General features: G+C 58.9%; 14 protein-coding genes. 3 read left to right on the plus strand and 11 right to left on the minus strand.

What is annotated here, in order from left to right; genetic code table 11:
• Positions 1 to 87: 87 nt before the first annotated feature.
• From AC245Y_RS00100 to AC245Y_RS00120, 5 genes are all read right to left on the minus strand, one after another.
• Positions 88 to 594, minus strand: coding sequence for a DUF302 domain-containing protein (locus AC245Y_RS00100; RefSeq protein WP_012755769.1), 507 nt, complete (start codon positions 592 to 594; stop codon positions 88 to 90).
• 72 nt (positions 595 to 666) lie between these two features.
• The gene (locus AC245Y_RS00105) at positions 667 to 1,659 is read right to left on the minus strand and encodes a nitrilase-related carbon-nitrogen hydrolase (protein ID WP_012755770.1); all 993 of its coding nucleotides are present in this window, start codon (positions 1,657 to 1,659) and stop codon (positions 667 to 669) included.
• Positions 1,660 to 1,719: 60 nt separating this feature from the next.
• On the minus strand, positions 1,720 to 2,313 hold the full coding sequence (locus tag AC245Y_RS00110) for a hypothetical protein (RefSeq protein WP_012755771.1): 594 nt from the start codon (positions 2,311 to 2,313) through the stop codon (positions 1,720 to 1,722).
• Positions 2,314 to 2,315: 2 nt separating this feature from the next.
• Positions 2,316 to 3,695: an acetamidase/formamidase family protein gene (locus AC245Y_RS00115; protein ID WP_012755772.1), complete on the minus strand. Its 1,380-nt coding sequence runs from the start codon at positions 3,693 to 3,695 to the stop codon at positions 2,316 to 2,318.
• 609 nt (positions 3,696 to 4,304) lie between these two features.
• On the minus strand, positions 4,305 to 4,940 hold the full coding sequence (locus tag AC245Y_RS00120) for an FMN-dependent NADH-azoreductase (RefSeq protein WP_012755773.1): 636 nt from the start codon (positions 4,938 to 4,940) through the stop codon (positions 4,305 to 4,307).
• A 226-nt stretch (positions 4,941 to 5,166) separates the two neighbouring features.
• Between AC245Y_RS00120 and pdxR the strand changes: the two genes are divergently transcribed.
• The 3 genes from pdxR (at position 5,167) to AC245Y_RS00135 (ending at position 7,654) form a co-directional block, all read left to right on the plus strand.
• Positions 5,167 to 6,588 carry a MocR-like pyridoxine biosynthesis transcription factor PdxR gene (pdxR, locus tag AC245Y_RS00125; RefSeq protein WP_017995857.1) on the plus strand — a complete coding sequence of 474 codons (1,422 nt, stop codon included), beginning with the start codon at positions 5,167 to 5,169 and terminating at the stop codon, positions 6,586 to 6,588.
• 209 nt (positions 6,589 to 6,797) lie between these two features.
• Positions 6,798 to 7,247, plus strand: a complete 450-nt coding sequence (locus tag AC245Y_RS00130; RefSeq protein ID WP_026157551.1) for a carboxymuconolactone decarboxylase family protein — start codon at positions 6,798 to 6,800, stop codon at positions 7,245 to 7,247.
• Positions 7,248 to 7,363: 116 nt separating this feature from the next.
• The gene (locus AC245Y_RS00135; RefSeq protein WP_017995859.1) at positions 7,364 to 7,654 is read left to right on the plus strand and encodes a chorismate mutase; all 291 of its coding nucleotides are present in this window, start codon (positions 7,364 to 7,366) and stop codon (positions 7,652 to 7,654) included.
• A 339-nt stretch (positions 7,655 to 7,993) separates the two neighbouring features.
• Here the strand turns inward: AC245Y_RS00135 and AC245Y_RS00140 are convergent, their stop codons facing one another.
• From AC245Y_RS00140 to AC245Y_RS00165, 6 genes are all read right to left on the minus strand, one after another.
• A complete protein-coding gene (locus AC245Y_RS00140) occupies positions 7,994 to 9,127 on the minus strand; it encodes a hemolysin family protein (protein WP_017995860.1) in 1,134 nt (377 codons plus the stop codon).
• Positions 9,124 to 9,639, minus strand: a complete 516-nt coding sequence (gene ybeY, locus AC245Y_RS00145; RefSeq protein ID WP_012755778.1) for an rRNA maturation RNase YbeY — start codon at positions 9,637 to 9,639, stop codon at positions 9,124 to 9,126. Before ybeY ends, AC245Y_RS00140 begins: the two co-directional genes overlap by 4 nt.
• The gene (locus AC245Y_RS00150; protein ID WP_003556049.1) at positions 9,639 to 10,688 is read right to left on the minus strand and encodes a PhoH family protein; all 1,050 of its coding nucleotides are present in this window, start codon (positions 10,686 to 10,688) and stop codon (positions 9,639 to 9,641) included. The genes ybeY and AC245Y_RS00150 overlap by 1 nt, the downstream gene beginning before the upstream one ends.
• Positions 10,689 to 10,706: 18 nt before the next feature.
• Positions 10,707 to 12,128, minus strand: coding sequence for a tRNA (N6-isopentenyl adenosine(37)-C2)-methylthiotransferase MiaB (miaB, locus tag AC245Y_RS00155; RefSeq protein WP_017995862.1), 1,422 nt, complete (start codon positions 12,126 to 12,128; stop codon positions 10,707 to 10,709).
• Between the two features lie 320 nt (positions 12,129 to 12,448).
• Positions 12,449 to 13,246: a lyso-ornithine lipid O-acyltransferase gene (gene olsA, locus AC245Y_RS00160; RefSeq protein WP_017995863.1), complete on the minus strand. Its 798-nt coding sequence runs from the start codon at positions 13,244 to 13,246 to the stop codon at positions 12,449 to 12,451.
• A gap of 27 nt (positions 13,247 to 13,273) precedes the next feature.
• On the minus strand, positions 13,274 to 13,702 hold the full coding sequence (locus AC245Y_RS00165; protein WP_003544875.1) for a Fur family transcriptional regulator: 429 nt from the start codon (positions 13,700 to 13,702) through the stop codon (positions 13,274 to 13,276).
• Positions 13,703 to 13,776: the final 74 nt, after the last annotated feature.

Genomic DNA, 13,776 nt, shown 5'->3' on the forward strand with positions numbered 1-13,776 from the left:
TGCATGACTGCCTGCTAGGTTCGCACTTCACCTAAAGGCAGCGGATGTAAGATCGCTTGTCTGCCTCCCGGGAATTGCTCGAGGATATCAGGCCGCTGCCGCAACCAGGCAATCATAGATTTGTTGATCGAGATGCTCCGCGACGCTTGTCACTCTATCATCGTTGAACTGCCCAAATAGATCCGACGGTCGATCGTATTCCAAGGTCGCAGTCCCTTCTTCATTTTCATAGAGCATGATCCTCAATGGCGCGTACAATCCTGCTGGCAGCTGGTGCTTCGTCATTTCGCTAGAAATCAGCACATTGCCGATAACGTATTGAAGCGCGTGGCGGCTTCCGCCACGAATCGCCAGCCAGTCCCCGTGCGTTGCCACGGAAAATATGATCAGCCCGGCGCTGCCCTGTAATCTTTCCAACTCCTTCTTGACCCTGACGAAGTCCCCATCCCGAAGTATTTTCCGGATCCCATTGTCAAAGTGAGGCAGCTTTTCGATCTTCGTCTTGACCTGGTCGAATGATCTTTTGGATACGATGCGAATATGCTCGATCCAGACCGGGGTGCGAACCACGCTTATTCCGTTGCTGTCGGTCATCGTTGTATCCTTTCAAAAGCCGACGGTGAGAGTTCAACGATCAAGTTCCGGAGGGCGAAGCTGATGCGGTAATCAGACCAACGCAGGACCTCCTTCAGTGACCTCGGCAGTATTCGTCGGCACGGACGGCGTGATGCGCTCATGCACGTGAATTGTCGGCGTACGATCGATCAACAGACTGAGCAGTTCGGGCCGGCTATAGTGTCCGCGTGAATCCATCAGCTGTTTGCGTTTGTCGATCAGGGTGAAGTCGAGATCAGCAATCACGACGCCTTCGCCTGAGCGCAATGGTTCCTCGATCAAGCTGCCGTCCGGTGCGACAATCGCGGTAAAGCAGCCGCTGGAAATCGGACCGATACTACAGCCGGTGTCTTCCATGACCTGGGCCTGTTGCTGCGGGTCGAGCCAGGCTGTTGCATTGACCACGAAACAACCGGATTCCAGCGCGTGCTGCCGGATGTTGACAGCCATCTGTTCGGAAAACAGATCCCCCCCAAACGAGCCGGGATACATTGCCGAGTGAATTTGCTCGCCATCAGCCATGAGCGCGAAGCGCGCAAGCGGATTGTAATGCTCCCAGCATGCGAGTTGGCCGATACGTCCCACCGCGCTGTCGACAGCCCGAAGGCCAGACCCGTCTCCATATCCCCAGATCATCCTTTCATGGAAGGTCGGTGAAATCTTGCGGCGTCGCTGCAACAAAGTACCATCGGCATCAAACAGCAACTGGGTATTGTAGATCGTGCCCCCGTCGCGTTCATTGACCCCTATGGAAACGACCACCCTCGCTCGCTTACAGGCTTCAGCGATGGTGCGTGTGGTGTCAGATGGGATGGTGACCGATTGATCCAGCAATCGCAGATGCTCTTTTCCTGTCCGCAAGTCATAGGCGGACTGGACGAAGGAGAAATACGGGTAATATGGGACGACCGTTTCGGGAAAGGTCGCGAACTGGACCCCCTTGTCACCAAGGTCGGCGATCTTGGTGACGACTTTGTCGACCGTTTCTTCACGGCTGTAAAGCGAGGGACTGATCTGGACCGCGGCGGCCTTTACGATTGTCATTGTCAACCTCAATTCTGATTGCTGGTCACACGAGGTGTGATGCTCACGTCGTCACGATTGTCAGATGGTTTCGCCCGTAAAATAAGCGTGAGCTCCTCGGTGCACGGGGATCAGCCCATCGGGTGCGACGGCAGGTCTCGGCAGTAGGTTTTTGTGCTCGGTCAGTGTTTGCGCGACGGCATAGGCATGACTGTCCGGAAAATCCGTTCGGCTCACCAGCACGTGGCTGTCGAACGACACGATGAGCCTTAATGGCAGATTGCGAATATCGGCGAAGGGCGGTCCGGCGGCGAAGAGCGCCTCGGCGCTCTCCCTCGTCATGATGGCGATATCCTGCTGGCGTGTGCCGATGAGGACCCCGACGCGCCGTGTGTCAGCGGCGCGGATCAGTCTTGCGCGCGAAGCAGGCAGAAAACGTTCCAGCACCTCTACTGCCGATTCCGACAGGTCACTCGCGACTGCATCGTCTCTCTGACCGACGAGCAGAAGGCGGTACCGGCGGTAGGTCCGCGTCAAGCCGTCGGGTTCCATATCGGCGAACCAAAGTCCGGCGGGCCTGTGGTGTGTCTCGGTGGTCGTAGCCGCCGGGCGGAACCCCGTAAGCACTGAAACGGCTAAGCCTGTGCCTAAGGTCAATAGGGTGCGGCGTTGCATGATCATTGCTCCTTGAACACGTCGCGATTCAAGATCGCCGTAACCCCCACATTGGGGTAGTCGACGACCTGCGCTATGTTGAGGTCGACAGCGACACTGGTCAGAACGTAAGCCTGCTCGCGGGTGAGTCCCTTGGTCTTGACCAGAAAATCGATCATGTTGAGCGTGGCGTTTCGCGCTGCTAGCGTGAGATCCTCCGAGAGGTTTGCGAGCGGAGCAATCTTCTCACCACCAAGGTAGGTCTCAAAAACAGGCAGTTCGCCTTCACTCTTAACCGGGAGACCTGAGATCGCGTAGAAACTCGATGGCGCAAGCTGCTTGAGCTGTGAACCGCCTTCGAAATGCATTGTAGTCTGAAGCTTGGCACCACCAGGTCTGACCTGGGCCTCGAGTGTCACCCTACCACCCGTCTCGATGGCGGTTCCGGCCACCTCGCCGCCGCCCATGGCAAAGTGGACGTCACCGGCAAACAGACCACAACCGTCGATGAAGCATGGCAACAATATCGTCGTACCGACAATTGTTTCCCTGGCGTCAACGTTCCCTCCGTTCTCACGCGGCGGAACGGTGCGTAGGCATTCGGACTTTGCTGTGCCATCGACGCCACAGAGATCTGCTGGTAGCGCTTCAACTGGCTGCGGCGTCAGCACTGCACCGCCTGCATCGGCAAGCTCCTGCTCGCGCTTAAGCCATTTTTGAAGTTCTTCCTTGTCTGGAAGCACACCAATGGTACCCATGAAGGAGTTGTTTGGCACCGAGATGCCGGGCATGTCTTTGGAGCGTGCTTCCAGGCGGTTCAGATCCCAGTGAACAATGTATGGATCGGTGAACAGATCTCTCAGGAAACCGAATCCCGGAACGACCGTGGTCGTCCCGAATTCGTCAGGCTCGATGTCCACCACTGTCACGGCAATAGAATCGCCCTTCTTGGCCCCTTCAATATAGACGGGGCCCGTCAGGGGGTGGCAGCGGTTCAGGTCGACGGCCGCGACGTCCTCCGCGGTCGACGAAAAATCAAGGTCGGAATCCAGCCCATCACGGGTCTCGAGAATGAATTTCTGGCCAGGCTTCACACGCGCAACTGGCTTAACCGCATAGTGAACTCGGTTAAAGCAGTTTGGATCATCCTTGCAATGTTCGCCCGACTTCGCGACGATCACTGGCCTTGGCCCCTTGACGTCACTGGTATCGGCGAAGGCACCGCTTCCAACAAGGAACATCGCAACTGCAGGTGCAGCACATGCAAATTTTGACCTTACGCAGTGTGCTGGGATGCGAGGAACCGCAGCCCACTTGCTGATCTTTTGCAAGGGCTCCTGAAACCCGTTGAAATTTCTGGAAACCGCAGCTGAAGTCTTTCGATAGTCGATACGGCTGTTCATGGCAATTTCCTTCCATTTTGGAGACGAGGAACGCAACACGCAAAAATATATCCCCGCGAATTCGAGGTCTATTTCGCGATAGGTTCGTCGATGCTTTGACATATTGGCGAAAAGAGCGTGCCGCATATGCAGCGACGATCTGCTTCTGTTTTATTGAAATCGAGATGTCGATAGAAGGACCATGATTAGACTTCATTATTAGTCCATGAGTGCGTTGCGTCACACTAGGGCCATCACGCACTCTTTCGCACGCAGCCTCGGCAGGCTAGGGCATGTCCCGTAACCCACCTGCTGGCTGCGGAAGGCTCAGATAGTCGTTCTAAATGAAGACATTGCCTCTCATGGGCCGCCACCGCTGCGGTTCAAGTTGGGCGTTGGCCTCCGGCCGGATCGGCAAAGAACATCTTATCGGGATCATGCAAACGGACGTTCGCATTTTGCGCAGGTTGCCGAGCAGTGCAATCTGCCGCAACCTTGAAAATAAGTAGATTGCTGAAGGTCGCTGACGAACGCGTTGTTGTCAGATTTAGCAAGCTTGGCGCGATAACGATCGAAGCCGACAGCACTGAAAGTTGACCCTGCGACTTTAAGCCTACCCACCATTCTCGATCAGTAAGTTGGCACCGCGATCAGATCGGGATGGAAAGAGGCAAAGTGTTCTCGGACCAATTGATCCGTGTTGCGTCTTATCGAAGCAAGCTCATTGACGTGCGAGCCTGTTCCTTGGACCGAGAATATCGCTACGTTATGTAGGCCGATCATGCCTAGGATTGCTGTCAGGTATGGCGTGAGAAAGTCGGGTTGCTGCGGGTGCTCACCGGAGAATCGACCGCCCGAGGAGATGGCGACGAAGACGGGGCGATCCTGTAGCGTCCCGACCTTTCCAAACTTGCTGATATTGAAGGTCCTCCGCGTTCGAACGATATGATCGATCCACAACTTCAAGGTCGCGGGGAGCGTCAAATTATGCATTGGCGTAGAAATGACCACGACGTCCGCAGTTTCCAGCTCCAGTATCAACTCCTCAGACTTGGCCATGGATCCGAGTTGAGACACGTCTTTGGAGGAGCCTTGGGAAACCGCGTAATCCTCGTCGATCGGCGGGATGACGCCTTGGCCAATCACACGGTCGATTACCGTTGTGTCGGGATCGCTCTGCCGCAACTGGCTGATGATCTGTTGCGAGAGTCGATAGCTCTCGGATGCTTCCCCGCGAGGACTGCAGCTGACATGAAGCACTCTCATTGGATTCACTCCTGATCTTGCGCAGCACCGGCCGCATCAATGAGCGTACAGGCCGGTCAAAGCAGACCCAAGGTCCAAGAACGGTAAACGAATCTGGACCATCAATGCGATTTCCGGTACCGGCGCTTACGACACTCACGTCACAAGATCGGTGACCTTCGTGCTGTCGGTTCACTGGACGATATGGTACAGATCTTTGCAGCGAAGCTGAAATGACGACTGGCCCATGACCGTCGCGAAGAGCAACGACTTCCCGCCACTAGATCCGAACGCAGGCGTGCCTTTCTATCGGCAAATCTACGATCGGTTCCGCGCCGCCATTGCCTCGGGCCTTTTGAAGCCCGGGGACCGGATACCCTCGGCGCGGGCGCTGACAAAAGAACTCGGTTTGGCAAGAGGTACGATCGAATCGGCATATTCTTTGCTCGCAGCCGAGGGATACGTCGAATCACACGGTCAAGCAGGTACCGTTGTAACACCGGGCCTCAGTACGCTCACGCCTGTGCCTGTCCCAGCCCTGCAGCAAATAAGCAATGCAGCGGAGGTTAGCTTTCGTCCGGATTCCATTTTGCCGTTTCAGATGGGCTTGCCAGCCCTCGATGCATTTCCTCGGAAGATCTGGGCGCGGCTGGGCGCGGGATGCGTCCGCGCTATGCAGCCGTCTGATATGGTCCATCCTCCAATATACGGCCTACCCGCACTGCGAACGGAGATCGCAACTTACCTGCAGGTTTCGCGAGGAATTGGCTGCTCGCCTTCTCAGGTGTTCATAACATCAGGTTATCGCCACACCATAGAACTGATCGCCGACACTTTGTTGAAGGCAGGAGACCACGTCTGGCTTGAGGATCCGGGGTATCCGCCAACGCGAGAGATATTCAGACACATGCAAATCACGACCGTCCCAGTGCGAGTGGATCAAGACGGGATGGTGATATCCGATGGCTTGAAGGCGGCCCATGGCGCTGTTGCAGCCGTTGTGACGCCCGCACACCAAAGTCCACTGGGCATGTCTTTGATTTTGCCGCGGCGATTAGCGCTCCTGGACTGGGCCGCGAAAAGTAAGTCTTGGATTATCGAGGACGACTATGACGGCGAGTACCGCTACGTTAGTCGTCCGCTGCCCGCGCTAAAGAGCTTGGATCGCAATGGGCGTGTCCTCTATTCCGGCACCTTCAGCAAGGTTCTCTTTCCGGGTCTTCGACTAGCTTATCTTGTCGTCCCGGAAGACCTGGTCGAGCGGTTTGAGCATATCAGCCAAACTTTAGCGGGAGGGAGTCCTGAGCTTACACAAGCCATCGTCACCGCGTTCATCAAGGAGGGGCACTTCGCGCGTCATATCCAACGGATGCGAAAACTTTATGCTCAGCGCAGGAAAGCAACGGCGATAGGCCTCGAGACGGTCCTTGGAAAGCACATGAGCATTGCCTCCCAACCGGGTGGGATGCACTTGATTCTCCAGCTGAAAAACCAGCACTCAGACCGCTTGCTTTCAGCGCGTATGCGGGAAAGCGGACTTTACGCGGAGGCCTTGGCCGATTGGACGATGCTTTCGGAAGCGCCGGCGGCCCTGCTCGTCAACTTCACGAACATTGGCAGCCAAAGCGTGGCGGAGCACCTCGCAAAGCGGATATTGCAACTCATGTGAATAGTGAATTTTCAGAACTTGTGCGGCAGGGCGCAATCTTGCCGTCAGCGGCAGTTCCAAGGGCAGCTCCTTCAAAAAGAAACGATCGCCTTTTGCCGGTAGTGTCCATCAAGGATTGCATGGCCCAGTGCGCAAGTTGCTTCATGGCCCTTCTCGACTGGTGCGAGATTGGACATGATCCGTCCTACAGTCGCAACATGGATTTCTTCATGGCGGATCGCATTGATTGTGCCAGTGCTTCCCCTGACGGTTTCAACGCCTTCGCGGGCGTTCGCGCCGCTGTTGAGAAGAGCGACCTTCCCAAGCAACTGTTCGATCTGGTTTATCTACGAGTTTCGCAAATGAATCGCAGTGCGCTTTACGTCGACGTACATTCCCGCAGTCTCCTGGAGTTAGGCCTGACCGTTGAGAAGCTCGGGCAAGTGCCCATATGGCGAAACGCTGGTCACCTATTCAACGCCCGCGAACGAAGCGCGCTGGCGTGGGCGGAAACCGTAACACGTGTCGCCGAAACCGGCGTTCCTGATAGCGATTATGAGGCTGCTGCTGTCGAATTCAACAACAAGGAACTAGCGGACCTGACATATGCGATTGCCCTGATGAACGCTCTGAATCGAATCGGGATGGCGTTCCGCTCAACGCTCTCTGGAAAAGCTTGAAGCAGCCTCGCCGGTTGTTCAGATTTTGCCAACGCATCCATTGGCCAAATGTGTCTTGGATTTTGCGCGACAGTGTCGCGACAAACAGACGTGACCACAACTAAAGGGTACCCACGATGACATCGACTTTTCCGCACGAGCTCCTCGCCTTGCGTGCCTCGATAGACAACATTGACGCCGCGTTGATGCATATGCTGGCAGAACGTTTCCGTTGCACAAAGGCGATTGGGGCGCTCAAGGCTAGGCAAGGACTCCCCGCCTCTGATCCCGAGCGCGAACAATCACAGATCCAAAGACTGCGCTCACTCGCGTCGACATCGGGTTTAGACCCTGACTTTGCCGAGAAATTTCTGACCTTCACGATCAACGAAGTGATCCGACACCATCGGGCAGCCGCGGCAAGGTGATCGCGACGCAGCGCTCTTAGAAGGTCTCGTTCGGCGGTCCGAAAGAACAGTTGGAACAATATCGGGAAATCCACGGCATTGTCTGTGGCTGATCGCAAGGCCGTTCCTAATGCTCCCCCAAGATGATCTCGGTGATGCCGACGGGTTTCGATATTCGATAATTAGTCGGGCTTTTCGCTTGAGGCTCACCGTAAGCCAGACCTGAAGCGGCCGCGTGCAATTTCTCGACCGGCTTCTCGCCGCCGGATTCTAACCACGCCCAGAGACCAGAGGACAAGCCTTGATCAGGTCCTCGGGCAGGCCCAGCGCTTTTCCGATATCCGGGATCGCGCCCTTCTGTCAGTTGGCGGTCGATTCCGCCGGCCGGTCGTCGCCGGGAGCTGCGTCACCATCCGCCTTGGCGCGACGGCGGATCGCGTGGCGCTTGCGGGTGATGCGCAGCCGCTTGATGCGGCGGGGATCGGCGTCGAGGATGTGGAATTCGAAGCCCGGCAGCGCCTGGACGACCTCGCCGCGCACCGGGATGCGGCCAAGTGCTGAGAAGATCAGGCCGCCCAGCGTATCGACCTCGTCGACCTGCTCGCTGATGTCGAAATCCGGCCCGATCGCTTGGGCGATCTCTTCGAGCTCGACGCGGGCGTCGGCGATGAACATGTCCTCGGCGACGCGCTTGAACATCACCTCTTCGTCGTCATGTTCGTCATCGATGTCGCCGACCACCATTTCGACGATATCTTCATGTGAGGCCAGCCCGTCGGTGCCGCCATATTCGTCGATGACGAGCGCCATCTGCGTGCGGTTCACCTGCATGCGGCGCAACAGGTCGGACGCCAGCATCGACGGCGGCACGAACAGGATCTTGCGGACGATGCCGGCCTCGGCCAGCGTCTTTTGCAGGTCGACACGGGCGAGATCGAAATTCGGCTTGGTCGAACGCGTGGTCTTCTGGATGTTTTCGGGCGCGACCTCGATCGCCGGCACGGCAGCGGTCGGCTTCGCCGGGCCGCGGCGCTTGTTGCGCGCCTGCTTGGCGACATAGGAGAGCAGGTCGCGAATGTGCACCATGCCGCGCGGATCGTCGAGCGTATCGGCATAGACAGGCATGCGCGAGCGGCCGGATTCCTCGAAGAGGATCATCAACTCGCCGATGGTGATGTTCTGGTCGACCGCTTCGATATCGGCGCGCGGCACCATCACGTCGGCGACGCGGACCTCGCGAAAGCGCAGAATGTTGTTGAGCATCGCCCGTTCGTCGGGCGAAAAGGCGTCGTCGCCGGCCGCATCGGTCATCAGCGCGTCGGCGAGATCCTCACGCAGTCGCGAGCCCTGCTGCGGGCGAAGGATGCGCGCGGCGCGCGACCAGAAGGATTGCGATCGGCCGGATGGCCGACTACTACTGCCCGCCTCGTCGGAAGAGGAGGATGGCTCGGAGTCCTTGGCGTCTGCCGCCGGCTTCGTCGTAAAGTCGCTCATGGTTCCATTTTAAGGTCTTGACCCTCGTAGGGATCAGATAGGCCGAGCTGGGCCAAAATGCGAGTCTCCAGCCCCTCCATAATTTCGGCTTCGGCACTATTCATATGGTCGTAGCCGAGAAGATGCAAGAAACCGTGCACCAGAAGATGGGTCAGGTGGTCGTCGAAACTCTTTTCGAGCTCGGCCGCTTCCCGCTCCAGCGTCTCCCGGGCGATGATGATGTCGCCGAGCATCGGGCCGGGCATCTTGCCGGGCTGAACCGGAAAGGCCGGAAAGGAGAGCACGTTGGTCGCCTTGTCCTTGCCGCGCCATTCCGCATTGATGTCCTGGATCGAGGCATCGTCGGTGAAAACAAGCGAAACCTCGGGCGGCAACGTCGGGAAGGGCTGCTTCTCGCTGTCGCTGAGATAGACCACTGCTGCGCCGAGCACGCGTTCGCAAAACGACAGCAGCGTCTCCTCGCCGGGCCAGCCGATGTCCTCGACGCTGATCTGGATGTCGAGTTCGGCCATTAGCCCTGCCGGCTGACGTCTTCGGCGACGGCATACGTGGAATCATAGGCCCTGACGATGCGCCCGACCAGCGGGTGGCGGACGACGTCGGTATCCGTGAAGCGCACGATCGAGATGCCCTCGACGCCGTTCAGAAGCTGCAAGGCCTCGACGAGGCCGGATTTGACGCCGCGCGGCAGGTCGATCTGGCTCGGGTCGCCGGTGACGATCATGCGCGCATTCTCGCCGAGACGCGTCAGGAACATCTTCATCTGCATCGACGTCGTGTTCTGCGCTTCGTCGAGGATGATGGCGGCGTTGGCGAGCGTGCGGCCGCGCATGAAGGCCAGCGGCGCGATTTCGATGACGCCGGCAGTGATCGCCCGATCGACCTTGTCGGCCGGGATCATATCGTAGAGTGCGTCATAGAGCGGGCGAAGATAGGGATCGACCTTTTCCTTCATGTCCCCGGGCAGGAAGCCGAGGCGCTCGCCGGCCTCGACAGCCGGGCGCGACAGGATGATCTTTTCGACAGCGCCGCGCTCCAGGAGCTGAGCGGCATGGGCGACGGCGAGATAGGTCTTGCCGGTGCCGGCCGGGCCGACGCCGAAAACGAGCTCGGCGCGTTCCAGCGCCCTGATATAGGCGTCCTGCGTCGGCGTGCGGGCGATGATCGTCTTCTTGCGCGTGGAAACCTGGGCCATCGTCAACTTGGCTTTGCGCTCCATGGTCGGCAGGCTGAGCTGATCGTCGGCGGCGACCGCCATGCGGATTGCGCCCTCGACGTCGGATTGTTCCACGCTGCCGCCTTTCTGAAGTTTTTCATAGAGATAGTCGAGCGTGCGCCGCGCCTGGTTGGTGGTCACAACATCGCCTGTGATGACGACCGAATTGCCGCGTGCCCGCGCATCGATGTTCAGCCGTTGTTCGAGCAGCTTGAGGTTCTGGTCGAATTGACCGAAGAGCTCGCTGGCGAAGCGGTTGTTCTCGAACGTCAGGACGAAGTGATTGGTATCGCTCGGCGTGCGGGGGTGGCGCGGTGAAGAAGAAACCAATTCTTGTCCGTTCAAGCGGTCGGGCTCCTTGGGTTAAACCGCAGCCTCTGCGCGTTCCGCAAACAGGCTGTTTGTTCCGGTTCCTGTGATTCGCACTTTGATAATGTCACCGATTTGCGATGCTTTTGCATCAACATTCACGGATTGAAGCCAGGGAGAACGTCCGATTAGTTGTTCCGGCATGCGACCGGGCTTTTCGAGCAACAGGTCGATCTCTTTGCCGATGCAGGATTCGGCAAATTCCTGCTGCTGCTTCAGGAGAAGCATTTGCAGGCGTTCCAGCCGTTCTGCCTTGATCTCTTCCGGCACCTGGTCCTTCAGCTCCGCGCCGGGCGTGCCCGGCCGCGTCGAGTATTTGAACGAGAAGGCCTGTGCATAACGGACCTCCTCCACAAGTCTCAATGTATCCTTAAAATCCTCATCTGTCTCCCCCGGAAAGCCGGTGATGAAATCGCCCGACAGCGCGATGTCGGGCCGCACCGTGCGGATGCGCTCGATCAGCGTGAGATATTCGGCGGCCGTATGGCGCCGGTTCATCGCTTTCAGGATGCGGTCCGAGCCCGATTGCACCGGCAGGTGCAGATAGGGCATCAGTGCGCTCAGGTCGCGATGGGCATTGATCAGCCGGTCGTCCATGTCGCGCGGATGGCTTGTGGTATAACGCAGCCGCGCAAGGCCGGGGATCTCGGCCAGCCGGTAGAGCAGGTCGCCGAGGCTCCATGCCTCACCTTGCGGCCCGGCGCCGTGCCAGGCGTTGACGTTCTGCCCGAGCAGGGTGATCTCGCGCACCCCGCTGTCGGCGAGCTTTTCGGCCTCCTCGACGATCTGCGAAACCGGCCGCGACACTTCCGAGCCGCGTGTATAGGGCACGACACAGAAGGTGCAGAATTTGTCGCAGCCCTCCTGCACCGTCAGGAAGGCGGTGACGCCGCGGGCGCGGATCCTTCGGCTCTCGGCGATCGGCAGATGCTCGAACTTGTCCTCGATCGCATATTCGGTATCGACGACGCGCTGGCCTTGTTTGGCCAGGCGTAGCGCTTCCGGCAGGCGGTGGTAGGTCTGCGGGCCGATGACGACGTCGACGGCGGGTGCGCGGCGCAGGATCTCCTCGCCTTCGGCCTGGGCGACGCAGCCGGCAACGCCGATCATCATCTCCCGTCCGTCCGCCGCCTTCTTCTTTTTCATATCGCGCAGCCGTCCGAGCGCCGAATAGACCTTCTCGGCCGCCTTCTCGCGGATATGGCAGGTGTTGAGCAGAACGAGGTCCGCCTCTTCCATATCTTCAGTCGGCTCGTAGCCGTCGCGGGCGAGCGCATCGCTCATGCGCATGGAATCGTAGACGTTCATCTGACAGCCATAGGTCTTGATGAAGACCTTGCGGCTGTTGCTGCCGTCGTGGAGGCTGTCGCTGGGAATTGCCTCGGGGGCCTGGAGAAGGGCGCTATCCTGTGTCATGGCGCGCTATTTAGTGGTTTTTGCCGCCAGAGAAAATCGAAATCTTCTTCTAGAGCCTTTCCTGGTCAGATTGCAGCATTCTGTTGGCTGAAACGGAGTCGAATGCTCGACCGGCCGGCGCGCGTCGTAGCCAAGCTCTACGGCCAAGCCGGCCGATCGAGCAGGCGGCCCGTTTCAGCCAACCCGAAGGGCCGGGCATCTTTCCGCCAGGATCAGAGGCGATCGGCTTGGTCGTACCAAGAGGTATGCCCTTCGCCAATCGCCTCTGCCCTGACGAAAACCTGCTCCGGCAGAATGCTGCAATCTGACCAGGAAAGGCTCTAAGAGATTTCCCGCCCGCGCAGGCGGCTGTTCAGGAGGTTGCGGATGCGCAAGGCGATCGTCGCGCTCACCTCCTTGCGGCTGGTCTCGGCGCGGTAGTCCACCGCCTCGCCGAAGGAAACTTCGGCGTCGATGGCGCCGCAGCGTACGATGTCGATGAGATGCGGCAAGAGGTCGAGATCCCCCGGCCAGGCGGCGAGCCGCCGGTGATAACGCCCCATGGCGATGCCATGCACCCTGGTATAGGCAACCGCCACCGGCTGCACCACGACCGTTCCCGTCGGTGACGTGGGCACCGCCATCGCGGCGGCGCCAAACAGCGAGGACTTGACCTCCAGCAGCCGGTTGCCGTCCGAGGTCGTGCCCTCGGGAAAGAGCACGACGATCTCACCGTCGGCCATGCGCCCGGCGATCTCGTTTGCCTGATGACCAGTCTTGCGCCGCTCCTCGCGCACGACAAAGACGCTCTTCTGCAGCTTGGCGAGCGTGCCGAAGATCGGCCAGTCACGCACCTCGATCTTGGCGATGAAGACGACGTCGGCAACGGCCGACATCACCATGATATCCAGCCAGGAGGAATGGTTGGAGCAGAGCATCAGCGGCCGGCGATCTTCCAGCTTGCCCGTGACGCGGACGCGGATGCCGAGGCAATAGCAGACGATCCGGTGCCAGGTGCCGGGAAGCCTGCGCCGCAGCCGCCAGTCGAACCGCAGCGCCAGTACCTGCAGCGGCATGAGCACGATGCTGACGGCGAGGATAACGACCGCGGCGAAGGCGATTCGCAGCCAGGCGATCAAATGCTGGTCTCCCGGGCTGCCATTGCTTCAGAGATCTTCTTTCTTCAGCGGAACGCCGTAGAGCTCGAGGCGGTGGTCGACCAGCCGGAAGCCGTGCTCGCGGGCGATGCGCTCCTGCAGCGCTTCGATCTCCGGCGAGCGGAATTCGATGACCGTGCCGGTCTTCAGGTCGATAAGATGGTCGTGATGTTCTTCCGGCACCGTTTCATAGCGCGAGCGTCCGTCGCGGAAGTCGTGGCGGGCGATGATGCCGGCATCCTCGAACAGTTTCACGGTGCGATAGACGGTCGAGATCGAGATCTTCGCATCGACCTTCACCGAGCGGCGGTAGAGTTCTTCGACGTCGGGATGGTCTTCCGAGTCTTCCAGGATGCGCGCGATCACGCGGCGCTGCTCGGTCATGCGCATGCCGCGTTCGGTGCAAAGCTCCTCAAGGGTCTTGGCTACATCAGTCATCGCCGGCCTATAGAGATATTCGTGTTTCGACAACGCCGCACGGCATTTGCGCCAGCCCGCATGTTATCTCGCTG

The sequence above is a fragment of the Rhizobium sp. SRDI943 genome, from assembly GCF_057653695.1.

Bases quoted from the DNA above. Each gene is read 5' to 3' on its own strand.
- AC245Y_RS00100 (WP_012755769.1), bottom strand. From the start codon at position 594: ATGACCGACAGCAACGGAATAAGCGTGGTTCGCACCCCGGTCTGGATC.
- AC245Y_RS00105 (WP_012755770.1), bottom strand. From the start codon at position 1,659: ATGACAATCGTAAAGGCCGCCGCGGTCCAGATCAGTCCCTCGCTTTAC.
- AC245Y_RS00110 (WP_012755771.1), bottom strand. From the start codon at position 2,313: ATGCAACGCCGCACCCTATTGACCTTAGGCACAGGCTTAGCCGTTTCA.
- AC245Y_RS00115 (WP_012755772.1), bottom strand. From the start codon at position 3,695: ATGAACAGCCGTATCGACTATCGAAAGACTTCAGCTGCGGTTTCCAGA.
- AC245Y_RS00120 (WP_012755773.1), bottom strand. From the start codon at position 4,940: ATGAGAGTGCTTCATGTCAGCTGCAGTCCTCGCGGGGAAGCATCCGAG.
- pdxR (WP_017995857.1), top strand. From the start codon at position 5,167: ATGACCGTCGCGAAGAGCAACGACTTCCCGCCACTAGATCCGAACGCA.
- AC245Y_RS00130 (WP_026157551.1), top strand. From the start codon at position 6,798: ATGGCGGATCGCATTGATTGTGCCAGTGCTTCCCCTGACGGTTTCAAC.
- AC245Y_RS00135 (WP_017995859.1), top strand. From the start codon at position 7,364: ATGACATCGACTTTTCCGCACGAGCTCCTCGCCTTGCGTGCCTCGATA.
- AC245Y_RS00140 (WP_017995860.1), bottom strand. From the start codon at position 9,127: ATGAGCGACTTTACGACGAAGCCGGCGGCAGACGCCAAGGACTCCGAG.
- ybeY (WP_012755778.1), bottom strand. From the start codon at position 9,639: ATGGCCGAACTCGACATCCAGATCAGCGTCGAGGACATCGGCTGGCCC.
- miaB (WP_017995862.1), bottom strand. From the start codon at position 12,128: ATGACACAGGATAGCGCCCTTCTCCAGGCCCCCGAGGCAATTCCCAGC.
- AC245Y_RS00165 (WP_003544875.1), bottom strand. From the start codon at position 13,702: ATGACTGATGTAGCCAAGACCCTTGAGGAGCTTTGCACCGAACGCGGC.